The sequence below is a fragment of the Thalassotalea coralli genome, from assembly GCF_055786205.1.
The window spans coordinates 271,033-295,533 of record NZ_JBVVBK010000006.1 but is presented as its reverse complement, the minus strand read 5'-3'; the positions used below and the strand labels follow the sequence as shown (position 1 = coordinate 295,533).

General features: G+C 40.2%; 19 protein-coding genes. 10 read left to right on the top strand and 9 right to left on the bottom strand.

The annotated features are described in order from the left end of the window. Nucleotides 1–69: 69 nt before the first annotated feature. Nucleotides 70–1,263, bottom strand: coding sequence for an MFS transporter (locus ACOB80_RS16210; protein ID WP_473166898.1), 1,194 nt, complete (start codon nucleotides 1,261–1,263; stop codon nucleotides 70–72). Nucleotides 1,264–1,633: 370 nt separating this feature from the next. Between ACOB80_RS16210 and ACOB80_RS16205 the strand changes: the two genes are divergently transcribed. The 8 genes from ACOB80_RS16205 to fadA all read left to right on the top strand — a co-directional run bounded on the left by ACOB80_RS16205 (nucleotide 1,634) and on the right by fadA (nucleotide 11,119). Then, nucleotides 1,634–2,314, top strand: coding sequence for an ABC transporter ATP-binding protein (locus ACOB80_RS16205; RefSeq protein WP_473166897.1), 681 nt, complete (start codon nucleotides 1,634–1,636; stop codon nucleotides 2,312–2,314). Beyond that, nucleotides 2,302–3,264, top strand: coding sequence for an HlyD family secretion protein (locus ACOB80_RS16200; protein ID WP_473166896.1), 963 nt, complete (start codon nucleotides 2,302–2,304; stop codon nucleotides 3,262–3,264). Before ACOB80_RS16205 ends, ACOB80_RS16200 begins: the two co-directional genes overlap by 13 nt. After that, complete coding sequence (locus ACOB80_RS16195; protein ID WP_473166895.1) at nucleotides 3,261–4,307, top strand: HlyD family secretion protein; 1,047 nt, start codon at nucleotides 3,261–3,263, stop codon at nucleotides 4,305–4,307. Before ACOB80_RS16200 ends, ACOB80_RS16195 begins: the two co-directional genes overlap by 4 nt. Next, entirely contained in the window at nucleotides 4,307–5,491 is a 1,185-nt protein-coding gene (locus ACOB80_RS16190; protein WP_473166894.1) for an efflux RND transporter periplasmic adaptor subunit, read from the top strand. Before ACOB80_RS16195 ends, ACOB80_RS16190 begins: the two co-directional genes overlap by 1 nt. A 2-nt stretch (nucleotides 5,492–5,493) precedes the next feature. Then, entirely contained in the window at nucleotides 5,494–6,729 is a 1,236-nt protein-coding gene (locus ACOB80_RS16185; protein ID WP_473166980.1) for an ABC transporter permease, read from the top strand. A 3-nt stretch (nucleotides 6,730–6,732) separates the two neighbouring features. After that, nucleotides 6,733–7,413, top strand: coding sequence for a lysoplasmalogenase (locus ACOB80_RS16180; protein WP_473166893.1), 681 nt, complete (start codon nucleotides 6,733–6,735; stop codon nucleotides 7,411–7,413). 358 nt (nucleotides 7,414–7,771) lie between these two features. Next, nucleotides 7,772–9,943, top strand: coding sequence for a fatty acid oxidation complex subunit alpha FadB (fadB, locus tag ACOB80_RS16175; RefSeq protein ID WP_473166892.1), 2,172 nt, complete (start codon nucleotides 7,772–7,774; stop codon nucleotides 9,941–9,943). 9 nt (nucleotides 9,944–9,952) lie between these two features. After that, on the top strand, nucleotides 9,953–11,119 hold the full coding sequence (fadA, locus tag ACOB80_RS16170; protein WP_473166891.1) for an acetyl-CoA C-acyltransferase FadA: 1,167 nt from the start codon (nucleotides 9,953–9,955) through the stop codon (nucleotides 11,117–11,119). A 77-nt stretch (nucleotides 11,120–11,196) separates the two neighbouring features. Here the strand turns inward: fadA and ACOB80_RS16165 are convergent, their stop codons facing one another. Beyond that, nucleotides 11,197–11,679 (bottom strand): hypothetical protein, encoded by a 483-nt coding sequence (locus ACOB80_RS16165; protein WP_473166890.1) that lies wholly within the window; start codon nucleotides 11,677–11,679, stop codon nucleotides 11,197–11,199. A 170-nt stretch (nucleotides 11,680–11,849) separates the two neighbouring features. Between ACOB80_RS16165 and ACOB80_RS16160 the strand changes: the two genes are divergently transcribed. Beyond that, complete coding sequence (locus ACOB80_RS16160) at nucleotides 11,850–13,934, top strand: S9 family peptidase (RefSeq protein ID WP_473166889.1); 2,085 nt, start codon at nucleotides 11,850–11,852, stop codon at nucleotides 13,932–13,934. An 80-nt stretch (nucleotides 13,935–14,014) separates the two neighbouring features. Here ACOB80_RS16160 and ACOB80_RS16155 read toward each other — a convergent pair whose 3' ends face one another. The 7 genes from ACOB80_RS16155 to ACOB80_RS16125 all read right to left on the bottom strand — a co-directional run bounded on the left by ACOB80_RS16155 (nucleotide 14,015) and on the right by ACOB80_RS16125 (nucleotide 21,780). After that, nucleotides 14,015–15,220, bottom strand: coding sequence for an ABC transporter permease (locus ACOB80_RS16155; RefSeq protein ID WP_473166888.1), 1,206 nt, complete (start codon nucleotides 15,218–15,220; stop codon nucleotides 14,015–14,017). Next, nucleotides 15,207–16,139 carry an ABC transporter ATP-binding protein gene (locus ACOB80_RS16150; RefSeq protein WP_473166887.1) on the bottom strand — a complete coding sequence of 311 codons (933 nt, stop codon included), beginning with the start codon at nucleotides 16,137–16,139 and terminating at the stop codon, nucleotides 15,207–15,209. Before ACOB80_RS16150 ends, ACOB80_RS16155 begins: the two co-directional genes overlap by 14 nt. Nucleotides 16,140–16,223: 84 nt before the next feature. Then, on the bottom strand, nucleotides 16,224–16,772 hold the full coding sequence (locus ACOB80_RS16145; RefSeq protein WP_473166886.1) for a GNAT family N-acetyltransferase: 549 nt from the start codon (nucleotides 16,770–16,772) through the stop codon (nucleotides 16,224–16,226). A 91-nt stretch (nucleotides 16,773–16,863) separates the two neighbouring features. Then, the gene (locus ACOB80_RS16140; protein ID WP_473166885.1) at nucleotides 16,864–17,784 is read right to left on the bottom strand and encodes a manganese-dependent inorganic pyrophosphatase; all 921 of its coding nucleotides are present in this window, start codon (nucleotides 17,782–17,784) and stop codon (nucleotides 16,864–16,866) included. Nucleotides 17,785–17,902: 118 nt separating this feature from the next. Further along, nucleotides 17,903–19,696, bottom strand: a complete 1,794-nt coding sequence (locus tag ACOB80_RS16135; RefSeq protein WP_473166884.1) for a hypothetical protein — start codon at nucleotides 19,694–19,696, stop codon at nucleotides 17,903–17,905. 139 nt (nucleotides 19,697–19,835) lie between these two features. Next, nucleotides 19,836–20,570 carry a DUF1194 domain-containing protein gene (locus ACOB80_RS16130; RefSeq protein ID WP_473166883.1) on the bottom strand — a complete coding sequence of 245 codons (735 nt, stop codon included), beginning with the start codon at nucleotides 20,568–20,570 and terminating at the stop codon, nucleotides 19,836–19,838. 241 nt (nucleotides 20,571–20,811) lie between these two features. Then, complete coding sequence (locus ACOB80_RS16125; protein ID WP_473166882.1) at nucleotides 20,812–21,780, bottom strand: class 1 fructose-bisphosphatase; 969 nt, start codon at nucleotides 21,778–21,780, stop codon at nucleotides 20,812–20,814. A gap of 245 nt (nucleotides 21,781–22,025) precedes the next feature. Between ACOB80_RS16125 and ACOB80_RS16120 the strand changes: the two genes are divergently transcribed. Next, nucleotides 22,026–24,440: a zinc-dependent metalloprotease gene (locus tag ACOB80_RS16120; RefSeq protein ID WP_473166881.1), complete on the top strand. Its 2,415-nt coding sequence runs from the start codon at nucleotides 22,026–22,028 to the stop codon at nucleotides 24,438–24,440. Nucleotides 24,441–24,501: the final 61 nt, after the last annotated feature.

Here is a 24,501-nt window from a genome sequence, read left to right as displayed (position 1 = left end):
ATTTATAAAAAAGCGCTCGTCATTATAACGAGCGCTTTTTTTATTCGTCCATCTAGAAAACTTTAATGACTAAGCCTTTTGCTCTTGATTGAATTTTTCTTTAAATCTCACTTCTACACCGGGCTGAGGAGTGTATGGTATTAACCTAGACAGAATAAGTGAACAAGCCGCAAAGCCTGCACCGACATAAAATACCCATGAAGAATTTACTAGCCAGACTAAACCTAATAGCGCAGGAATAACCACGGCAGCGATATGGTTAATTGAAAAACTAACACCAGCTGTAGCAGCAATGTCTTCAGGTTTGGCTATTTTTTGAAAATAGGTTTTAATCGCAATGGCTAAGGCAAAGAATAAATGATCGACAACATAAAGTACCGCAGCGACAGTCGAGTTGTCTGTTAACCCGTATGAAACAAATACTAAGATTAAACCAACATATTCAAAGGTTAGTACTTTGCGCTCACCAATTTTTCCAATGAGCTTGCCAATTTTGGCGGCAAATAACCAGTTAAATATATAGTTAATTAAGAACAGTGCACTAATGTCTGCGACACTGTAGCCGAACTTTTCAACCATCAAAAAACCAGCGAATACCACAAAAATTTGTCTCCTCGCGCCACTAAAAAACGTTAATGCATAGAACAACCAGTAGCGTTTTCTAAGTATTAGACGTTTTTCTTGTTCTGCATGAATAGGAAATTGTTTAAATGCAAAAAATAAAAATAGTGTGAGGCAAAGCGCTAAAGAGCCAAAAAGAGTGTAGGTTGCTTGGTAGCTCCAGTTAAAATATTCCATTAATAACCAAATACTACTAAAAGCGAGTAATGAGGCTGCGCTTTTCATCGCCAGGGCTCTGCCCATAAAGTGTGGTGTTTCTTTTTTGTTTATCCACTGCAACGTTAGGGATTGGTTAACTGTTTCAAAATAATGAAAGCCGACAGACATAATTATGGTGGTTATATATAGACCATAAGCAGAAGGAAAATACCCTGTAAGCAAGACTCCAACTGCGGTTAGTGCTAGGGCGAGCAGTGCAAAGGTCTGTTCTTTTAGGTATATCATGACGTAAATCGCAGTAAAGGCTAAAAAGCCAGGCACTTCTCTTAGGCTTTGCAAGATACCAATTTCTTTACCGGTAAATGCTGCCTTTTCAACGACAAAGTTATTTAATAGTGCCATCCAGACAGAAAATACTAGCGGCATAATAAAAGCCATGGCTAGCAATAGGTGTTCAGGGCGAGAAAATGTTTTTAACGGCATCAAGATCAAAAAGAACAACAATAGGTTTATCGACTATATCATGCTTGCTTATAAACGTATTTTTTTTGTCTACTAGATAAGTATGTTTAACGATAAAAGTTTATATTTTTGCGTTAAAGTTAAAGCGCTAATGCTTGAAGTAAGGTTATAGTTACTAAAATTCTAGTGTATACATTATTATGTAAACTATGCTTAAATGATTTGTTACAAATTTGAGTATGCTGCAGGCGATTAGTGGATACAATAGAATATTGTGTTCAAACGTTACGCTAACGACAATATGTTCAAGGCCAGTCGAAAGGACACGTAGACTGAGCAAATAAAACAACCTAACTAAATAGAATTGCTCGTTGTTTATAAGGGAATTAAAGTGATTGTAATCGAAAATATTTCTCGAATTTATGGGGAAGGGGAATCGCAAGTAAAAGCGATTAATGACGTTTCTCTATTTATTGAAGAAAATGAATTTGTAGCTGTGATGGGGCAGTCTGGCTCTGGAAAATCAAGCTTGATGAATATACTTGGCTGTTTGGACTCCCCTACCTCTGGGCAATATTTGTTAGCTGGTCAAGCCGTCCAAAAAATGGAAGATGAAGCGCTTTCCAAAATGCGTAATGAAAAAATAGGCTTTATCTTTCAAACCTTTCACTTATTGCCCCGCTTATCTGCACTGGATAACGTAACGCTTCCTTTAAGGTACACTGATTGCACTCCTCAAGAAGCTGAACAAAGAGGAATGGCATTATTACAGCGAGTTGGCTTAGAAACTAGAGCACATCATAAGCCCTTTGAGATGTCTGGTGGACAACGCCAGCGTGTTGCCATTGCGCGAGCCCTGATAAATAACCCTGAAGTGATTTTTGCCGATGAGCCGACTGGAAACCTAGATACTGCTACTTCATATGAGATCATGGACCTGCTGGTAGATCTTCATAAGCAAGGACAAACTATCGTTTTAGTGACTCATGAAGAAGATATTGCTGAATACGCGCAGCGTGTTATTCGCATGCAAGATGGAAAAGTGATCGAGGACAAACGATGCGCGGCATAATTCTCACGTTAATTATATTGGTCGCTCATACTTTTAATGCGGCTAATGCCAAAGTCCCTATGCTTCTAACGGGGCAAGTCAAGGCGAAAGAAAGTCAAATGTTTTATGCGCCACGCTCTGACAACTGGCGTGTTCAGGTGCAATGGATGCTGCCAGAAGGTGATGTTGCTCAGGCGGGAGACTTAGTTGTTGTCTATGACAGCGGAACAATTTTATCGACGATAGAGCAAGAAGAGAACAGCTTAATACTCGCTGAAGATGAGCTACATCGCGTTGAATCAGAAACTAAACAAACACTTATAGAAGCTGAGCATTACGTAAATAAAACAAAGCTTTTGCTCGAAAAAGCGAGGATTGATGCAGAAATTGGTGAGGAATATTTAAGTAAGTACGAATATCAGGAGCATCAACTTGATTACGAAAAAGCGGTAGTTGAACACGCCAAAGCAATGGAAAATCTAAAACAGGTTAAAGTAACCAACCAAGTGTCCATTAGAAAAAAACAACTGACCATTGAAAAGCATAAAGCCGAGCTTGCCTATAATCGCGATAAACTAAAAAACATGAGTGGGCGCGCCACAAGTACCGGCCCCGTTATCTATGCAAAACATCCGTGGAACGGTGAAAAAGTCTTTGTTGGTATGACAGCTCAGCCTTCTTGGAAAATTGCTGAAATCCCTGCGGACAGTGGTAAATTTGTTGAAGCCTGGTTGCACGAAGTGGATTACAGCAAAGTGAAAAAGGGCGACAAAGCGACAATGACATTTGATGCTTTTCCGAAACAACAATTTTCAACGCAAGTGATTGACGTATCCTCTCAGCCTGAGGAGCGCACTGACTGGGGCGAAGATGTCTATTATCGTTTGTTATTTGCTTTAAAAGATATATCGGATTTTGACGTGTTGTCTGGCATGAGTGTGCAAATAGAGTTAGCGGAGGCAAGCCAATGAAATCACAAGTAATGATTAGTTTACTGCTTGTTAGTTTACTTATTGCCTGTTCTGAAGACGTTAAACAAACTAGTGCTAGCAAAAATACTCAAGAGTCATTAGCAGCAATCGGAGAGCTAGAATCGAAAACTGAAGCCACCATTGCTCCACCTTCTGTTTCTCGTATGTGGCAGTATCAGGTGAAAACAATCGTACCTGAAAATTCGAAAGTGAAAAAAGGGCAAGTCGTTGTTTCTTTTGATGATAAGAAAATTTCAGAACGATTAGTCGATAAACAAGGAAAAATGAATCAAGCGCAGAAAGAGCTAGAAAACAAAATTCTTAAGGAACAAGAAGATGAGCAACAGCTCATTTTAAGCTTAGCAGAAGCGCAAATGAATTATGAAAAAGCTGAGCGAAAAGCAGAAATAGTTGATGAAAGTCAGTCAGATATAGACCGTCGAAAAGCTGAGATTGATTTCACCATAGCACAAGCAGATCTCAAGGTAGCAAAGCTTAAACTTAAATTCCATCGCTCTAATACTGAGTTAAATGTAAAACGTTTAAAAGGGAAGGTTGCGCGCTTACAAGGCGAAGTTAATGTGTTGATGAAGGAAAAGGAGCAACTGAAAGTTAAAGCACCAATCAGCGGCGTTGTGTTGTACAGAGCTAACTGGGATGGTGAAAAGCCTGCAGTTGGTGAGAGTATTCAGTTTGGGCAGCCTGTCATGGATCTTGCCGTCGTCGAAGAAATGCAGGTGAAGATACAAATAACAGAGCCAGATAGTGGAAAAGTGAAGATTGGCCAGCCTATTAATATTTTCTTAGATAGTGCAAAAGATACGGTATTTAAAGGCACACTGGTTTCATTAGGGCAGGTTTTTAGAGATCGCTCTCACCAAGATAAAACCAGAGTAATAGACGCTATTGTTGAATTGGAGAAGATAGATCTTGAGGTAATGCGCCCAGGCATGACTGCTAGGGTTGAAATTAATCAACAAGCTAATTCTGCTTTGAATACGCAACAGGCTATCGCCTCTGCTAATACAAAGGAAGGTAACTAATGAAGCGATTAACGATAAGTTTGCTGTTATCGGTGGCAGTACTTTCTTGTTCAGAAAGCGGCCAAAAACCTTTACTTTACACTGTTGAGCAGCAGCCGTTTAGTATTGAAGTTCCGGCTAAAGGCGAACTCTTTGCAGCGAAAGCGACGGTCATTAGTGCGCCGATGAGTCGCAATGGCGCTCAAGTTTTATCTTGGCTAGCGCCTGAGTTCACTTATGTTGAAGAAGGGCAAGTAATAGCGAAGTTTGATGGTGAGATCATGTCGAAATCTCGTCAATCGAAAGAAAATGACTTAAACATGACCCAGCAAGATATTGCTGATAAGTCGAGCCAGTTAAATAAAGAATTGAACAACATTAATAAAGATATTCAGCTTGTTGGAGAAGAGAAGGCTTTTGCTGATAAATTTGCCATAAACGACGAACGAATTCTGTCACGCTTAGAAATCCTCGAATCGGCTCAAGATAGTGAGTACTTAGCCTCAAAACGCGATTACCTGCAGTGGAAAGAAGGTAGCTTTAGTACAAGCGCTGAAGGTGAAATGAGCTTGCTAGAAATGAAGAGAAATCTTCATCAAGATAAGTTAAATATTTTAAACGAAAGTCTAGAACGTCTTGAGATTAAAGCGCCTCACACAGGTATGTTAGTGTATGCCTCGAATTGGCGCGGAGAGAAGTCCCGTTCTGGTCAGTCGTTCTGGTCGGGACAAAAAATAGCTGAGTTACCTGACATTAGTAACATGAAGGCTAAAATTTATGTTGCTGAAAATGAAGCCATTTCTCTTGCTGAAGGGCAAACCGTTTCTTTTCACTTAAATGCCTTAGCCGAAAAGTCATTTCAAGGTAAGGTAGACTCTGTTGCTGCTTTCCCTTCTTCGATCAAACGTGGCGACCCACAGAAGTTTTTTGAAGTTATTATTAGCTTAGATACCCAGCAAACAGAGTTATTTGTGCCTGGTAGAAAGCTTAATGCCGTGATTCAAGTGAAGAGCGCTCAAGAAAAGCTAGTCGTTCCATCGCAAGCAGTATTTGCAAAGAATAATCAGTTTTATGTTTATCTCTACCAAAATGGTGAATTTATTAAGCAAGCCGTTGAAATTGGCGAGTCTAGTTTAAGTCATACCGTTATCACTTCAGGCTTGGAGTCAGGACAACAATTGGCCTTAACCGAGCAAGGAGCATAATGATGAAGTATTTAGTTATTTTTAAAGATACTTTTGCTGAACTTGCTCAGCATAAACTGCGTACCTTGTTAACCTTGTTAGGTATGATTTTTGGTGTTGGTGCCGTTATCGCCATGCTTAATATTGGTGAAGGTGCCGAACGCGAAGCCTTAAAAATGATCAATACCATGGGGCTTCATAACCTCATCATTGAAGCAAAAGAATTTGATGAAAAGGAATTAAAGGAACAGAGAAAGCATTCTGCGGGTTTGTCGATTCGAGATGGCGAAGTTGCGTTGCAATCTTTACCTTTTATAGAAACCTACAGTGCAGAAAAAAAGTTAGATAGCTACATTATTTTTAGTGCTGAAGGTAAAAGTGATGGCGATGCTATTGGCGTTAGCCCTGGCTTTTTCGATTTATCTAGCTTACTCGTTGAGAATGGACGATTGTTAACCGAAGAAGACAATGCTAACTATCGTCAAGTGGTGGTTTTAGGTAGCAATGCCGCAAAAGCGCTTTTTCCAGATTCAGATGCTTTGGGCCAGAACATCAAAGTGAATCATTTGTGGTTTAAAGTTGTAGGCGTTATTGCCAATCCGCTATTAAAGAAATCTGAGTTTCAAGGTGTTCAATTAGGCGGTGAGCAAAACCAAGTATTCTTGCCGTTAAATACAGCTATTCGCAAATTTGCACGTGAGCCATTAACAAGCGAGCTAACTAAGCTTAAATTACGCTTAAATGGCGAAGTAGATGCTTTACAGGCTGCTGAAGCTGTTAAGCACTTACTAACGCGTAGACACAACAATATTGATGACTTTTCGTTAACTGTTCCTGCCCAGTTACTTGCTCAACAAAAGCAAACACAGCAAATTTTTAATATCGTGATGTCCTGTGTAGCAGGTATATCTTTGTTAGTAGGTGGTATAGGCATTATGAACATAATGCTGGCGACGGTATTAGAAAGAACGAAAGAAATTGGTCTCTTACGAGCCGTTGGCGCTACCCAGAAAGACATTCAGCTGCAGTTTGTCGCTGAGAGTTTTACTATTTCAATATTAGGTGGTGTTGTCGGAGTATTGTTTGGTATCACCTTATCTGAACTTATCGCATTTTATTCAGAATGGGCGGTATCTTGGTCGCTATCAGCCATCATACTGTCTTTTACTATCTGTGCCGGTATTGGTTTGGTGTTTGGTGTATATCCTGCGATTAAAGCGTCAAAGCTTGACCCAATTGATGCCTTACAAAGCGATTAATAAGTGATTAAAACTACTAGCAATTATTTCGTTTCTAGATCATGGCTGTTATTTATCGTAGCGGCCATGCTGATTTATTTGGCGACATTGCCACTGTCTCCTTATCTGGCAAAGCCTTTAGTTAAAGCATTGCCTATTTGGTGTTTAATTGTCATGGCATGTAAATACTGTCATGGCAAAGCAAGATTACTGCTAATTCTAGCCTTGGCTTTTTCTTCGATTGGTGACGTCTTTTTAGCAACGTCTTACCAACTGAGCTTTTTGTTGGGACTCGGCTCATTTTTTATTGCCCATGTTTTTTATTGCATCGTTTTTTATCGCGATTTAACTCAAACAGCCCCGTTTTCTTTGAGATCAATTAATAAGCCTTTTTCAGTCTTGCTTATCGTTTATGCAACCATCATCGGGACTATCATATTGCCTCATACGGGCGAGCTATTTGTTGCGGTCGTTTTCTATTTTGTCGTGTTAACAACAATGGGCATTTTTGCTTTTAGTTCATCTAATTTTTTTATCAGATTAGGTGCTCTTAGCTTTGTGGTATCTGACACGATATTGGCGTTCGAAACCTTCCTTCAGCCACCAGCGTATTCCGAATATTTAATAATGACTAGCTATTACACAGCTCAATTATTGCTATCACTAGGCATAATTAGTCACTGCACAAAGTCTGAAACAGGTTAACCACTTTCGTTTGTTTAGCTGAGGTAAATAGCAGGCTCACTGCGGATTCTATTAGCTTTGTTCAAAAGCGAAAGTGTCTATTTATTAGAATTTATACGCTCAATTAAAACAGGCGTTTAAAAAATTTGCTTTTCAATTTCTTTCAAGGCACACTCAATCAACTATTATTAGAAAAGATGTGTTCGCGCACTTAGGGGCTAATAAACTTTTCAGCTTACTTTTGTAGTAATTTCTTAGTATTTAGAAGGGAATATTCCTACATAAATACGTATTTAAGTGTCGTTTAACCTAACAAAAGTAAAGAAAATAAGCATATTAATCCCTTGTAACTACTTAACTATACGTGAGGAGATCAGGCATGTTATTTCAAGGCAAAAGCCTTTCTGCCGAACTGCTGGATAAAGGCATCGTCGAATTCAAATTTGATGCTGAAGGTTCAGTGAATAAGTTTGATCAGGAAACTTTTAAAGAGTTTATTGCTGTTATCGATGCAATAAACAATTGTGCTGAAGCTAAAGGGGTATTGGTAACTTCAGGCAAATCAAATTTTATCGTTGGTGCAGATATTACCGAGTTTTTAGAGACGTTTAAAAAGCCGGTTGATGAACTTATTCCTTGGATCAAAAATGGCTCAGACGTTTTTGATGCTTTTGAAGATTTAGACATGCCAACTGTTGTAGCGCTTAATGGCTTTGCTTTAGGTGGTGGTTGTGAAATGTCGCTAGCTTGTGATTACCGTGTAGCTGATACCACGGTATCTATTGGCCTTCCTGAAGTAAAATTAGGATTAATGCCTGGCTTTGGTGGTACGGTAAGACTTCCACGTGTTATCGGTGCAGATAATGCAATCGAATGGATGGCGACAGGTAAAGCTCACAAGCCAGATCAAGCATTAGCTGTTGGTGTATTAGATGCCGTCGTTGCACCTGAACATTTACGTGAAGCGGCTATGAGCACGTTAGAGCAGGCTATTAATGGTGATTTAGATTGGCGTGCTAAACGTCAGCCTAAGCTAGAAGCATTGAAGCTTTCGCCTACTGAAAATGTAATGACCTTTAATACCTGCAAGGGCATGGTAGGCGCTAAGGCTGGTAAACACTACCCAGCACCTATGGCAACTATTAATGTTATTGAAGCAGCTGCTGGATTAGATCGTACTGGCGCGATGGCGCTTGAGAACGAAGGTTTTGCAAAACTTGCTAAAACTGAAGCGGCAACTGCACAAATAGGTTTGTTCTTGGCTGACCAAGTTGTTAAAGGTAAAGCGAAGAAAGCAGGCAAAATGGCTACTAAGCAAGTAGAGCGTGCTGCTGTATTAGGTGCAGGCATTATGGGTGGTGGTATCGCATATCAATCAGCCTATAAAGGCACGCCAATTGTGATGAAAGACATTAACAATGAAGCGCTTGATTTAGGCCTAACAACTGCGGCGGGTATTTTGTCAAAGCTTGCCGATCGTGGTCGAATCAACGCGAAGAAAATGGCAGGTGTGCTAAACAATATCACGCCAACATTGTCATACGACGCCGTTAAAGACGCAGATGTTATTGTTGAAGCTGTGGTAGAGAATCCAAAAGTTAAAGGAATTGTGTTAGCGGAAGTGGAAAAAGCAGTGGCAGAAGATGCTATTGTCACTTCGAATACATCAACTATTTCTATTGATTTACTAGCACAAAGCGTTGAACGTAAAGATAAATTCTGTGGTATGCATTTCTTCAACCCTGTGCATAAAATGCCATTAGTAGAAGTTATTCGCGGTAAAGAAACGTCGGATGAAACTATTGCCGCAGTTGTCGCTTACGCCGCTAAGATGGGTAAATCACCTATCGTTGTGAATGATTGCCCGGGCTTTTACATCAACCGTGTATTGTTCCCATACTTTGCAGGTTTTAGTCAGTTAGTACTTGAAGGTGCTGATTTTACTCAAGTCGATAAAGTGATGGAGAAAGAGTTTGGCTGGCCTATGGGTCCTGCTTACTTGCTTGACGTTGTAGGCATCGATACTGCCGATCACTGTACAGGTGTGATGTCTGAAGGATTCCCTACTCGTATGGCGAAGATTGAAAACGATCCTGTGAGCAAGCTTTACCACGATAATCGTTTAGGTCAGAAAAACGGGGGGGGTTTCTACGATTACGGTAAAGATAAGCGTGGAAGGCCAACGAAAGAAGCGTCAGCAAAAGCTTACGAACTATTTAGTGTTGAAAACAAAGCTTTCGAAAAAGACGAAATTATTGCTCGCTTGATGATCCCTATGGTGAATGAAGTCGTGCGCTGTCTTGAAGAAGGTGTTGTTGATTCGGCTGCAGAAGCTGATATGGGCTTAATTTACGGTCTTGGCTTCCCTCCATTTAGAGGTGGCCCTATTCGTTACCTAGAAACTCTTGGATTAGATAACTTTATTGCTATGGCTGATAAATACGCTCATTTAGGTGAAATTTACCAAGTGACTGATGGTATGAGAACGATGGCCGCTGAAGGTAAATCTTATTTCTTTACTGACGTTAAAACTGCCTCAAGCGCACAATAGGAGAAGACCATGAAAGAAGTCGTAATTGTCGATTGTATTCGCACGCCTATGGGTCGCTCCAAGGCTGGCGTATTTAGAAACGTTAGAGCAGAAGCGTTATCTGCTCATTTGATGCAACAGCTACTTGTTCGCAACCCTAACTTAGATCCAAATGAAATCGAAGATATTATTTGGGGTAACGTTAAACAAACCAAAGAGCAGGGCTTTAATATTGCGCGCAATGCTCAACTATTAACAGACATTCCAAAACATGTTGGTGCGGTAACAGTTAACCGTTTATGTGGCTCTTCGATGCAAGCATTACACGATGCAGCTACTAGCATTATGGCTGATCAAGGTGATGTTTTCATTATTGGTGGTGTTGAGCATATGGGTCATGTGCCTATGATGTACGATGTTGATTTTGACCCTGCACTAAGTAAATACATTTCTCGTGCAGCAGGTAATATGGGCCTTACGGCTGAATTACTTGGTCGCCAACACGGTGTTACACGCGAACAGCAAGATGCATTTGGTGCTCGCTCTCATCAACGTGCACACGAAGCAACGTTGGCTGGTCGTTGGAATAATGAAATTGTTGCGACACAAGGCCATGATTCAGTAACTGGTGCGTTAACCATGATTAAGCATGATGAAGTTATTCGCCCTGAAACAACGGTGGATACTTTATCTGGTTTACGTCCAGTATTTGACCCTGCCAACGGTACAGTCACCGCAGGTACTTCATCTGCGTTATCTGATGGTGCGTCAGCGATGCTAGTAATGTCTGCTGAAAAAGCGGCTGCAATGGGCTTAACACCACGTGTTAAAATTCGCGGTATGGGTGTTGCTGGCTGCGATCCTTCTACTATGGGATATGGACCAGTGCCTGCTACGAAAAAAGCGCTTAAGCGCGCTGGCTTGTCTCTAGACGATATTCAGTTGGCAGAATTTAATGAAGCGTTTGCTGCTCAAGCGTTATCTTGTGTTCGTGCTCTTGGCCTAGAAGACAAGATGGATGACATGATCAACTTAAACGGTGGTGCTATTGCTTTAGGTCACCCACTAGGTTGTTCTGGTGCGCGTATTTCAACGACGTTAATTAACTTGATGGAAGGCAATGACGTTGACCTTGGTTTAGCTACTATGTGTATTGGTTTAGGCCAAGGTATTGCAACGGTATTTGAACGCGTTTAATCGAAAGCTTACACACGTTAAAAGCTCACAAATGTAGGTGTTTGTGAGCTTTTTTTTACTTAGAAAGAGTGTGATTTTTAAAATGATTTAGACAGGGTAATACCTGCTACTGTTGCCATTTCATCACCTATTTTTTCAAATGCTATCGTTGGCACCACTTTAAAATGTGTAAATTCAATGTCATAAGCTGCTGAAACACGATACAAGTGCTCTGTATAGCCATGTTCACCTAACACTTCTTCGCGGCCATAACCAACGCCAAGCCAAATTTTTTCTACTGGGCTATATAACAAATTTGCTGTGCGAGTTCTCGTTCCTGCGCCATGATGTGCGCCATCTGTATCCTCAATTATCGCGCTAACCGCCCAATTATGATCAAATTCAAACATGTATTCCAAACCATAGCTAAAGTCGGAACTACCACCTAAGTGGGTATAACCGGTAAATACGCCAATAGAGTGTTTGTTCTCTTCGTGATGTTGAGCATGGGATACGTCTTCAGCAAAAGTAGCATGAGAGAACAATAGAGAGGAAAGTAATAGTAATAAAGCTCTTTTCAAACCAAAAATCTCTTTTTAAAAAGCGGATGAGAATGATAAAAATAGGCAAGGTTAAAAAGTAGCCTAGTTATGTTTCTTGTTGTGAATCAATTTGCTTTGAAGAACAGTTGTATTTAGTGCTCGATGACCTACAATGTCAGACGATTAAACTACAAAAATAAGAGTAAACTATGCGTAAATTACTTACTTCTCTAACGGCGGTTTCTACGTTGTTAGCTTCAAGTGGTTTTGCTTCTGCTGCAGATAATGGCGGCATTACCATTGAAGACATCCCCAAGATTAAATCTGTTATTCAAACGGCTGTAAGTCCAAGTGGAGACTTTGTAGCGTTTACCCGCTCTATTCCTCGTACCCTGTATGTTGATAAAGATGGCCGTAATTATTCAAATTTATTTATTGTTGACGCAAAAGGAAATGAGCGTCCGTTTATTTCAGGCAAAGTCAATGTTGGCAGTATTCAGTGGTCAGCAGACGGTAAATTTATTTATTTTACAGCTAAATTTAAAGGCGATAAGTTCACTAAGCTTTACCGTATCCCTACCGATGGTGGTGAGCGCCAAGAAGTGATGTCGTTAAAAGACACATCAATTGCACGTTACCAACTAAGCCCATCAGGAACAAAGGTAGCGCTTTTAGCAAACCCAGCTAAAGATAAGTCTGAGAAAAAGCTGAAAGAACTTGGTTTTAAAGCTGAAGTGTATGAAATGGGTTTAAAGAATCGTCAGTTATTTATCACTGATTTAGCGGTTAGCTCTAAGCCGCTTAAGTTAGATGCTGTAGAAATTGACGCTTATGTAAGCCAAATGAACTGGTCAGAAGATGATGATCAACTCCTTGTGAAAACGCAACCAACCGCGCTGATAGACGATAGTTATACGAAGTCTCAATGGCATTTACTTGACGTGAAAAGCGGTGATGTGAAACTTTCATTTGCGACCGAGGGCAAGCTTGGTACCGCAGAGTTTTCTCCAAATGGTAAACATATCGCTATTATTGGTGCAGAAGACAAGCATGATCCTGCTACAGGTCGTTTATTCTTAGCCGATGCTAAATCTGGCAAGATTGAAGAGTGGCTGCCTAATTTTAAAGGCCATGTGTCTGATATCGAATGGTCTAATAAATCAAACGTGCTTAACTTCACTGCTAACATTGGTACAGAAACCGTTGTTGCAACGATTAAGCCTGGCTCTAACAAGTACAAGACTACGGTTAAAGCGGGTAAGTTTATCGCAGGTAACCTATCAATCTCTGATTCAGACAAAACCATTGCCTTAAGAGCGAATACTGCGAAACATCCAAATGAGGTATACATTGTTCGCGGTAAGAATAAAACGACACGTCTTACTGATTCAAACCCTTGGTTAGCGGATAAGAAGTTTGCTAAACAAGAAACCATTTCTTTCAACGCGCCAGATGGTACTGAGCTAGACGGTGTATTAATTTATCCGCTAGATTACAAAAAAGGAAAACGTTACCCACTTATTATGTCGGTACATGGTGGTCCTGAAAGTCATGACAAAAATGGTTGGTTAACTAACTACTCTCGTCCAGGTCAAATGGGTGCTGCGCGTGGTTATGCGGTATTTTATCCAAACTACCGTGGCTCAACAGGTAAAGGTGTTGATTACTCTAAACTTGGTCAAAATGATTACGCGGGTAAAGAGTTCGATGACTTAGTGACCTTCAAGAAACACTTAGTGGATATGGGCTTAGTTGATACTAACCGTGTTGGTATGACAGGTGGCTCTTACGGTGGTTATGCTTCAGCTTGGGCGGCGACTAAACTAACAGAGCATTTTGCAACAAGTGTTATGTTTGTTGGTATTTCTAACCAACTGTCAAAATTTGGTACTACAGATATTTCCAATGAAATGCACTTAGTACATGCGCGTTCATACCCGTGGGAAAAGTGGCAGTATTACTTAGAGCGCAGCCCAATTTACTGGGTAGGTCAATCTAAAACACCATTACTTATCATGCACGGTAAGAGTGACCCTCGCGTACACCCTGCGCAATCAATGGAAATGTACCGTTACATGAAAGTGCAAGGCAAAGATGTCCGCTTAGTATATTACCCAGGTGAAGGTCATGGTAACCGCAAAGTTGCTGCACAATATGACTACAGCTTACGCTTAATGCGTTGGATGGATAACTACTTAATTGACGGTAACAAAGAAATGCCTGATTACGAGTTAAACCACAAAGACAAGCTAAAAAAAGCCAAAGCAAAAACTAAAGAAAAAGCAGAAAAGTAAGTCTTTTTCTTTAGATAGATACGTACAAAAAGACCAGCATTTGCTGGTCTTTTTCATTTAATCGTTTCGATTACTAATATTTATCGATGCTTTGGCTCAGTGATCATCCATGCCATCATAGTGGCAAAGTCAGGCTCTTTTCCATACATCACCATGCCCATCTTAAACATGCGCGCAGCGCCTTGTCGTAACCATAAAGCAAACACCAAACACGAAGTAAATGCGATAAGTACTTGCCACCAAGGAACGTCCACTAATGACATTTTAACTGGCATGGCAATAAACGCAGTAAAAGGAAGGTAGCTTAATAACGTCATCGCCCAGCCACTTGGTTCGCTAATCGTCATAAAGGTTAACACTAGCGGTAGCATTGGGATAAGTGTCATACCGGTTTTACCACTGTGATTCGGATCGTCAATCGCGGCAGCAATTGCGGCAATAAACGCTGTACTAATGTAAATACCGACTAATGAGAAGATTAATAGCGGAGGAACAAAACTCCAGTCGACTTGTGACAAATCAATAGAGCCGCCATCAATAATAACGACGATAAAAGCATAGCCAATAAAGCCACTAATAGCCGTGGTAAACATGGCTTTTACTGCGTGAAGCATTTGACCGAAGATCTTGCCATCAATCCAGGTTTGAGCGCTAATACAAGAATAAAGCTGCTCTGTAACCCTTTGTTGCTTTTCGCCTGTGATACTGGCAAATAGCTGACCAAAAGACGTAAAGATTCCCATGGCCATAATAAAGACTGTGATAAAGGCAAGCATTTCACTCGACTCATCTTCCGACTTGATGGCTTCATTTAAATAGCTTTGCCCAAGTTCTATAGGATCTTGAAGCAATGCTAACTGGTTTTTTTCTAGGTTAAATTGTTCAGCAACTTGCAGCCGATACTGCTCATTTAACTCGGTAAATAGCGCTAACTGCCACTCTTGCTTGTCAAACGAAGTCAGCTCAAGTTCAATTTTATCATCACTGGTTTTTTTATGTTCCAGCACGGCGTCAAATTCACTCTCTTCACCAACCAATAGACTTTTGTCTTGGATATCCATTGGAACAAAAGTAAATTTACTGGTGCTTTTAAGTTGAATTTCTTGACCGAAAACCGCCACTTTATAGACATCGATACTGTCGGTTTTAAAGTGTTGCCACGCAAAAATCACCCCGATAATACCGAACATGATTAATTTCGAAATGATTTCTTGCTTCCATTTAAAGAAGTGCATGAATTCCCATTTAGTGACTAGCCAAACTTGCTGTTTGTTATGCTGCTTCATCAACACTTCCTCCATGGCCTTCGATTGCTTGAATATAAATTTGATGCAGATCTAACTGTTCTGATTGTAAGGAAGCTAATTGCCCTAACTGGGTGAGCTTCTGAGATAACGCATTTAAATCACTAGCGCCTTCGCCGACGATCTTGACCGTTGTCTCATTAACTAAGCTAAACTCTAGGTCTGTTAAGCTTATGCTCAATGCTTCTGGTGAAATCGCCGAGTGATAACTTGCCACCACTTGTTGAGCATTACTTTGCGCCTTTATCTCACTTAATGTGCCGTAAAAGACTTGCTGTCCATGATTGAGTAAAAGTATGTGATCGGCAATTTTTTCTACCATTGCCATTTGGTGAGCACTGAGAATAACTGTCATGCCGAGTGCTTTTAATTCTTGAAGAAACTGCACTACTTTTTCTTGGTTAACAGGGTCTAATCCTGAAAATGGTTCATCTAAAATGACCCACTTTGGCGAGTGTATAACCGCGGTGATCAGTTGTACTTTTTGTTGATTACCTTTAGATAGCGATTTCAATAAGTCCGCTTCTCTATCCTGTAAATCAAACTTTTCTAACCAAACTTTTGCTTGCTCTGTAGCGTCTTTTTTTGACATACCGTTGAGTTGCGCAAAATAAACGATGTTATCAAGTATGGTTTTTTGTGGGTATAAACCGCGATCTTCTGGAAGGTAGCCAAGTGCCCAGCTAGGAATATGATTAAAGCACTCTTGTTCGATTGATACTTTAATAGCACCATCATCGGGCTCGGTAAATCCCGTGAGCATTTTTACTAAAGATGATTTACCTGCGCCATTAGGACCTAATAACGCAAATATTTCCCCGGTTTCAACGGTAAAAGACAGATTGTTCACTGCTTTTACTTTGGTATAACTTTTGGTTACCCCTTGAACCTCAAGTTCCATAGTCTTCCCTTAATCTGATAGTTGTCACTTTATTGTTAATTCAACTAGTCAGATTAAGGTCAGATTCATTACAAGAAATTTACATTACGCGCGATCTAATTCGATTTTATATAAATCAACATCGCAATCTAATACGGCATCCTTGTAGTGATAGCTTTTAACAAAAGCCATATCAAGCTTTTTCATAATGGCAATTGAGCCTAAATTATCGGTATCGGCAATAGCGCTGAACGCTTTGATACTGGTATCTTGTTGGCTAATTGTTTCAAGGATATGTTTTGCGGCTTCCGTTGCGTAGCCTTTTCCCCAGCTTTTTTGAAAGAAGCGCCAACCAATTTCTAAATTATCAAGCTCAGGTGCGTCGGTGAAAAACTCCATCGGGCGAATGAGAATCCAGCCGAGATATTCGTTAGCTTCTGTTGAGCTTACTTGCCATAACCCCCAGCCTTTGTCGGGGTTGCGATAGCTTTCCATTCTCGGTACAAAAACATCATCGATCGTTTCACGCGAGTTTGGCGTACCGCCGTTAATGTATTTCATCACCTCAGGATCTTGGTCTAATGCGAACAATAAATCTGCATCGTTACTGTCCATTAAGCGAAAACTTAAGCGATTACTGTTTGATATATTCATTTTTTCTCCTTTTTAGTGATGTGATTGATAGTGTTGTATAGACAAAAAAAGCCCAGCGCGATGCTGAGCTTTTTTAATATAAAATAATGGGTTAGCTAAATGATTCTTGTAATGGCGGTACAACTTGTTTCTTACGAGATAATACGCCGTCTAACCAAACGCGACCATTTTCTGATGCTTTACCGTAAGCGCGCTCAGTTAAGTCATCGCTATCGCTTACCACTAATACTTCTGAGCCTTCTTTCATAATATCAGTTAATAGTAACATCACTGAATGACGGTTACCTTCGGCTTTTAATGCCGCGATATCTGCTTCAAGTTCTTCTTTGATATTATCGAAAATAGCTAAGTCGATAACTTCTAATTGACCGATACCGACTAAATTACCGTTCATATCAAAGTCTTTAAAGTCACGTAACACTAAGTCGCGAATTGGTGTGCCTTCAACCGCTGATTTAACTTTGAACATTTCCATGCCAAGCGCTTGAGGATCTTCAATACCAGCAATTTCAGCTAAGGCTTCAACGCACTTAATATCAGCTGTTGTACACGTTGGTGATTTAAAGATAACAGTATCAGATAAGATAGCGCACATCATAGCGCCAGCAATATTCTTTGGAATTTCGACATTGTGGAAGTCATACATCATTTTGATGATAGTATTTGTACAACCAACTGGACGGATCCAACACTCAAGTGGTGTAGACGTTGTAATATCACCAAGTTTGTGGTGATCGATAATGCCTAGAATTGTTGCATCATCGATGTCGTCAGGACCTTGGGTGCGCTCTGAGTGGTCAACGATATATAAACTTTCACCAGCATAGCTCATCTTAAGCTCAGGTTGTTCGAAACCGAATTTATCTAAGATGAACATAGTTTCAGGTGACAACTCACCTAAACGTGCCGGAACGGTTTCTTCCCCTAACGTGGTTTTTAGGTACGATAATGCAATAGCTGAACAGATAGAATCTGAATCTGGGATCTTGTGACCCACTACATAATTAGGCATAAAAAATCTCTATCGAGTGTGATTGATTTGAAAACTGGCGCTATTTTAACAAAAAGATCAGCACAAAAAAAAGCCGCTTATGGTGATAAGCGACTTTAATTAGTTATATAAGTAAAAACTAATCAATGTAAAGGCGCCAACTGTTTGAATTTGAGGACTTAACTGGGTGTTCATACCCAGGGTACACGGCATACATTGTGGAACCACTTACCTTAATTTTATTGGTGATTGAATAATTTAAACTACTATTTACTTGTAAATAAGCAGCTTCTTTTAGGTCGTTAGGAAGAGCACTATATCCGCGAGCCATCATAAAAGTCAGATCAGATTGTGAAGTGGATAACAGCCCTACCGGATTAAACAGTCTCACTTTGTCGTATTGGGTAAGTTTCCAGTCGCTCGAATAAGAAGTAATGCTAAATGCTGGATCAAAAGCATCATCAAATGAAATTTCAGAGCGACCTACGTAACACACATCGTTTTCATCCATTTCAAGTATAGGGAAAGTATAGGATAGCTCAGCTGTCAGGCTCCTACGTTGAACATCACCTTGCTGAACAGGTGAACCAAAGGTAAACGCAAGTTGTTCGCCATCGTATTGCTCGCTGATTACTTCATCGTCACACGAAGGGTCGGTCAGGGTAAAATTAAAAGAGTTTGCTTCTAATGTTAACGTTATTGCACTAGGTGAAGAGTAAACCGGCTCTTCCAAGTAAAACGTTTTTTGCTCGCCACTCCAAGTTATGTCGTCTCCGCTAACAAATATAGGTGTGAATGTGTTTACTGCGTTATTGTCAAATAGGCTGTTCGGTGACGACGATAGAAGGCTTAAAGGTAAATAAACATACGCTTGGTTACTCTCATCAATATAAGAAACGGCAAATTTAACTTGCTCATACAACTCTTGGTCATTTTGGTGCATGATGAATTCGTATTTTTGGTTCAAGTAAACACGAAAATCATCTTGATTTGTTGTTATGGAGAAGCCAAAGAGTTGGCCATTATTGTATAGCGTTTCCATCGTTGATCTGAATTGAAACAACATCACTAACGTCGGATCATCTGCACCAACGCCTTCGACAAATGCTTTTACAAACTCTACATCGCCATTGGCGCTTTCATAAATCGGGTCAATACCTAAATAAATTTCATGATTAGCTGGTTGATTGATTTCTACGTCACCGACTGGATTGGGGCGATATATCTGCTTTTCAACATAACTACTTGAATCAGCTACTTGATAAAGTTGTACTTTTTCTTTTCGTTCTTGTCTTTCATAGTTGTAGTTCACTGTTGCATTAAAACCGATAACAGGTGCTGGAGCGCTGATGGCGTCAAGGGAACCTTTAAGGTGGCTAATAGCGCTCTCAGCCGAAACTAGCGTTCGGTTTAATTGAGAGAGTATGCCCGCTGCTGATGGGTCAGTTTCAAAATCCTCAATTGATAATGCAAAACTAAGGTCGTCTTTGAAGCTAGAAATAATATTAATTGTGTCTTCAGAGAGGGTAATGCCGTTATTGACGTCCTGGTCTTCATCTACTGACTGAACAAATCGCGCGAAATTAATGACGCTATGTGAGTGAATGTTTGAGATATCCATTAAATCCATCGGCGTGATGAATGCTTTGCCTTCGACTTTAGCTAGTTCGAATTCGCCAATAGAAAAAGTAATCGTTTCACCAGTTCGGTAACTAAATTCTCCGTTAGCGTCAGTGACGCCACTAAAGCTGTTAGCCGTATAGGATATTCCCTCGATAGGACTATCAATAACAACACCTTTAGACTCAGTTACAGTCGGTGTTGTAGGTGAGGAATTTCCGCCAGAAGGAGAGCTAGAGCTACTGCTACTTCCTCCTCCTCCACAGCCAAATAACACGAGTGATATTAAACTACCTAATATATATGGTTTCATTTTAATTCCTTTTATTAAGGCAAAGAGGAGTCTGCGATTACTCTACAAAGCATAGATTTGATTTTATATTTGTCCAATAAAAAGCCGCTTATCGAAATAAACGGCTTGATGATTAGCATTGATTTACTTGGGGTTATTCTTAGCTGCGCTTTCTTAATGATAAAGCGGCTAGTGCAAGACCAAATAAAGCGATAGTTGCTGGTGTAGGTACTGAGCGGATTTCTTTAATTAGCTTTCTTTCAATACCTGCTTCAAAATCAGCAAATGTATCAGCATGTAGGTGGAATGCACCGACTCCGCCGATTACATTGTTTTGATAAAATGCCTGTAAACCTGATGCGGTTCCTATAGTGATGCCATTAATGGTATCGATACCGTTTGCTAACGCGTTGTCTCTTGCTACTGATGTAGCAATGCCTCTATTTGACTCACCGTCTCCAGAAATATCCATTACTTGGCGAGTTGATTCGAAACCATTATTGGCAAATTGGGCTGCACCAAATTCTATAGCGGCGCCAATACCTGTCCAACCTTCAAATGCTCTTGAAAGGTTAGTTAGTGTGTCTGCAAAATCTAAAGCAGCTTGTGCGCTATCAATCAGAGTCCAATTAATTTGAATCTCCTGCTGATATTCATATGCCCACTCAATATATTGCACCGCAATCTGTCCATTGTTTCCTGCTAAGATCGTATTAATTACGTCTTGTGAACGAAATGCATTTGCATAGCCTTCTAACTGTAAAGCATATTCACTATCATCTACACTTCCTGAAACATCAGCAAGTAACTGTAGTTCTACATCAACGATAATATTAGCTTTTGCCGTGATAGAAGCAGTTGCAAGAACTGCAACCATAAGAAGTTTTTTCAACATTTCCATATATTCCTTGTTAGTAAAATTAGCGCTTTTTATAGCAAATCGCTATTAGCAAGTTTTTTGCCAATCTAAAAAATTCATTAAAAACAAAAGGTAGTAAGGCTTATGAACAGAAAGAATTAATAAGTGTAAAAATCGCTGACACTTATACATAAGATGAATAAGTAGTAGCACCAGTTACTTAGATATCCGCTGCACGAAGCAGGAAAGTAACTGATGCGAAATAACAAAGGGTGAGCTATTTGTAATAACTCAAGCAGGCTTCTACTTCGTTTTTAGAGCCCATTATAACTTCAACGCGTTGATGAATATCATTTGGTTCAATATCCATAATGCGACCTTGAGAAGTCATGGCTAAGCCACCCGCTTGCTCAATAAGGAAACTCATTGGGTTTGCTTCATACATTAAGCGAAGCTTGTACGGCTTTTCTGGATTTTTGTTATCTGCAGGGTAGGTGAAAATCCCCCCTCGAGTTAGTACACGGTGAATATCGCCTACCATAGCTGCAATCCAACGCATATTAAAGTTCTTGCCGCGAGGGCCAGTTTCACCAGCAACTAAATCAGCAATGTAATTTTGCATTGGCTCTTGCCAAAAGCGCTGGTTTGACATATTAATCGCAAACTCTTTAGTGTCAACAGGCACTTGTACGTTTCGTTCAACTAACAAATAACCACCGTGGGTACGATCTAATACATAAAAGTGAGTACCTTGACCTGTGGTCATCACTAACATTGTTGATGGACCATAAAGCACATAGCCTGCACACACTTGTTTATGACCTGGTTGTTGGAACTGCGCTGGGTCTTCAGCATCCATGCCTGGAATAGCTTCATGGATAGAGAAAATAGTACCGATTAATGAGTTGATATCGATGTTTGAGCTGCCATCTAATGGATCAAAAGACACAACAAACTTGCCATCAGGATCACCTGCTACTGAGCTTTCTTCTTCTTCAGAAGAAATTGCTTTTACAAACCCCGATTCTAATAAGATATCTTTAATGAGCTCATTGGCGACAACATCAAGTTTCTTTTGAATCTCGCCTTGGATATTTTCGTCTAAAGTTGAACCCATTAATCCGCCAAGGTGTGCTTGGCTAACACGAAATGAAATTTCCTTTGTCGCCGCTAAAATGGTTTTTATTAGGGAAATTAAATCTAAAGGAACATTATCTTCACGTAAAGCTGGGGCGAGTCGTTGCATTGTCGTACCTAATTTTTTAGAGTATGGCTGTTAGTTTTGTTTATATATCGTACTTAGTCTTAAAAAATGAAAACTAAGCACGGGTGCGTAAATTATTGAGCTAGCAAGGTTTTAATGAATTACCTGATAAAAGGTAAAAATTAAAACGTTTCAGCATAACTTTCAGCTGAATTATAACAATAATTCATCAAGCTTTAGTAGTTATAAAGCTATTAATTTCACAGCCTTGGTGTTATTTAGAAGGAATGAGAATGAAATTCTTAACGCGAGTATCCTTACTCATATTTTGTAGTATTTTTTCACTTAGTGCTCTGGCAGACTATCAATCGTTTATTAAAGATAAGCAGCATCAAGCTGGTTTTTATAGCTTTTATTTTGATCAAGAAACAGGCAAGGTTTATTTAGAAATAGATAAATTTGATCAAGAGTTTATTTTTCTAAGCTCCATGCCTAAAGGCGTCGGCTCTAATGACATTGGCTTAGACCGAGGCCAACTGGGCAACACCCGTGTGGTAAAGTTCGAGCGTGTAGGTAAAAAGGTGTTGTTGCGTCAGTTAAATACTTATTACCGTGCCGATAGTGACAACGAATTAGAAAAACAAGCAATGGATGAAGCGTTTGCCAGCTCTATCATCTGGGGTTTTACCGTTGTTGAAGACGGCGGAAATAAGGTACTTGTCGATTACACTAACTTCTTACTTTCAGATATTCATGGTCTTGCTTCGACGTTAAAAAGAACCAAGCAGGGTAACTTTTCCGTTGATAAATCCAGAAGTGCTGTGTATTTAAAGCGCACTAAAGCGTTTCCTAAAAATACTGAATTAGAAGCAACGGTGACTTTTAAAGGTTCTGGTGCCGGTCGTTACTTACGCTCGGTAACCCCAGATAGTTCAGCGGTTACCGTTAATTTCCATCATTCACTAATCGAGTTACCTGACGATAACTACACGCCACGCAAATTCCACCCATATAGTGGCTTTATGGTATCAAGTTATGCCGATTATGCGACGGAAATTGATGAGCAATTAGTTCAGCGAGTTATTCCTCGTCACCGTTTAGCAAAAAAAGACCCTAGTGCTAAGGTAAGTGAAGCAGTGGAGCCTATTGTCTATTACTTAGATGCTGGCGTTCCGGAGCCTGTTAAAAGTGCGTTATTAGAAGGCGCTCGTTGGTGGGAGCAAGCATTCGAAGCTATTGGCTATAAAAATGCGTATCAAGTAAAAATGTTGCCTGCAGACGCTGATCCTATGGATGTTAGGTACAATGTTATCCAGTGGGTTCATCGTGCAACTCGCGGTTGGTCTTATGGCTCTTCTGTAGTGGATCCGCGTACCGGTGAGATCATTAAAGGTCATGTAACACTCGGTTCTTTGCGTGTTCGCCAAGACTACTTAATCGCATTAGGCCTAACTTCACCGTTTAAAACGCCTGAAACTGATACGTCTAAAATGAAGGAAATGGCATTAGCGCGTATTCGCCAGTTGTCTGCTCATGAAGTGGGCCATACCTTAGGTATCGCTCATAACTTCTCTGCTAGTGTTAACAATCGTGCATCTGTAATGGACTATCCTCACCCATATATTGAACTGAAAGACGGCGAAGTCGATTTATCAAATGCATACGACGATAAAATCGGCGAGTGGGATAAACATGTAGTCGCTTACGGCTATCAAGATGTTACTGAAAATGAAGAAGCCTATTTAGCATCTGTCATTAAGGCAGGCCAAGCGAAAGGTTTGCTGTATATGTCGGATCCGGATGCCCGCCCACAATCGGGTGCAGATAACCATGGTCATTTATGGGATAACGGAAGCGATGCCAGCCAAGAGCTGTTACGTGTTCTAAAAGTACGTGAAAAAGCATTAAGCGATTTTGGTATCAACAGCATTCCTCATGGCACACCAATGTCTGAAATCGAAAAGGTACTAGTGCCTATTTATAACTTCCATCGTTATCAAGTAGAAGCGGCAGCTAAAGCGATATCGGGTATTGAATATACCTATCAAATAAAAGGTGAGGGTGAAGAAAACTACACAGTTGTTTCTGCTAAAGAGCAAAAATCTGCATTAAATGCATTGCTAAAAACATTATCAACAGATGTTCTGACTCTACCGCAAGATATTATTCGCTTAATTCCACCCAAAGCATATGGTTACTATCGAGATCGTGAAAGTTCACCAAGCAAAACGGGTTTAACTTTTGATCCAGTTACTGCAGCTGAAGCGAGTGCAAAACACACCATTAAACTGTTGTTAAATAGTGGTCGCTTGTCGCGTTTAGCGCAGCAGTCTGTGATAAATGGTGATATTCCTTCGGTAAATACCGTGATTGACAATTTGCTCAAGGCGACCATTTATCATCAGCCAGAAAAGGGGCTGGCGTTATTGGTACAACAAAGAGTAAATCAGCAAGTTGTTGAGCATTTACTCGCGCTATGGCATCAAAAAGGATTGGCTAGTGAAGTAAGAGCCGAGGTGTTTGTCGCCTTAAAAGACTTAAGTGACTGGTTGGAAGATAAGGCTGATAGTAAAAAGTATCGCCAACTTGCAGCCCATTACTCGCTTCTTGAAAGCCAAATTGAGTTTAGCCTAGAACAGGGTAAACAAGTGACTCCTGTGTCAGAAGTGAAACTTCCACCGGGTTCACCAATTGGTAGCTAGGCTAACCGTTGAGTTAAGTGTTTTCTAATAACACAAGAAAAAACGATCTGCGGGGAAGGAA

Bases quoted from the DNA above. Each gene is read 5' to 3' on its own strand.
- ACOB80_RS16195 (WP_473166895.1), top strand. From the start codon at position 3,261: ATGAAATCACAAGTAATGATTAGTTTACTGCTTGTTAGTTTACTTATT.
- ACOB80_RS16160 (WP_473166889.1), top strand. From the start codon at position 11,850: ATGCGTAAATTACTTACTTCTCTAACGGCGGTTTCTACGTTGTTAGCT.
- fadA (WP_473166891.1), top strand. From the start codon at position 9,953: ATGAAAGAAGTCGTAATTGTCGATTGTATTCGCACGCCTATGGGTCGC.
- ACOB80_RS16155 (WP_473166888.1), bottom strand. From the start codon at position 15,220: ATGAAGCAGCATAACAAACAGCAAGTTTGGCTAGTCACTAAATGGGAA.
- ACOB80_RS16190 (WP_473166894.1), top strand. From the start codon at position 4,307: ATGAAGCGATTAACGATAAGTTTGCTGTTATCGGTGGCAGTACTTTCT.
- ACOB80_RS16140 (WP_473166885.1), bottom strand. From the start codon at position 17,784: ATGCCTAATTATGTAGTGGGTCACAAGATCCCAGATTCAGATTCTATC.
- ACOB80_RS16200 (WP_473166896.1), top strand. From the start codon at position 2,302: ATGCGCGGCATAATTCTCACGTTAATTATATTGGTCGCTCATACTTTT.
- ACOB80_RS16210 (WP_473166898.1), bottom strand. From the start codon at position 1,263: ATGCCGTTAAAAACATTTTCTCGCCCTGAACACCTATTGCTAGCCATG.
- ACOB80_RS16150 (WP_473166887.1), bottom strand. From the start codon at position 16,139: ATGGAACTTGAGGTTCAAGGGGTAACCAAAAGTTATACCAAAGTAAAA.
- ACOB80_RS16145 (WP_473166886.1), bottom strand. From the start codon at position 16,772: ATGAATATATCAAACAGTAATCGCTTAAGTTTTCGCTTAATGGACAGT.
- ACOB80_RS16125 (WP_473166882.1), bottom strand. From the start codon at position 21,780: ATGCAACGACTCGCCCCAGCTTTACGTGAAGATAATGTTCCTTTAGAT.
- fadB (WP_473166892.1), top strand. From the start codon at position 7,772: ATGTTATTTCAAGGCAAAAGCCTTTCTGCCGAACTGCTGGATAAAGGC.
- ACOB80_RS16185 (WP_473166980.1), top strand. From the start codon at position 5,494: ATGAAGTATTTAGTTATTTTTAAAGATACTTTTGCTGAACTTGCTCAG.
- ACOB80_RS16120 (WP_473166881.1), top strand. From the start codon at position 22,026: ATGAGAATGAAATTCTTAACGCGAGTATCCTTACTCATATTTTGTAGT.
- ACOB80_RS16130 (WP_473166883.1), bottom strand. From the start codon at position 20,570: ATGTTGAAAAAACTTCTTATGGTTGCAGTTCTTGCAACTGCTTCTATC.
- ACOB80_RS16135 (WP_473166884.1), bottom strand. From the start codon at position 19,696: ATGAAACCATATATATTAGGTAGTTTAATATCACTCGTGTTATTTGGC.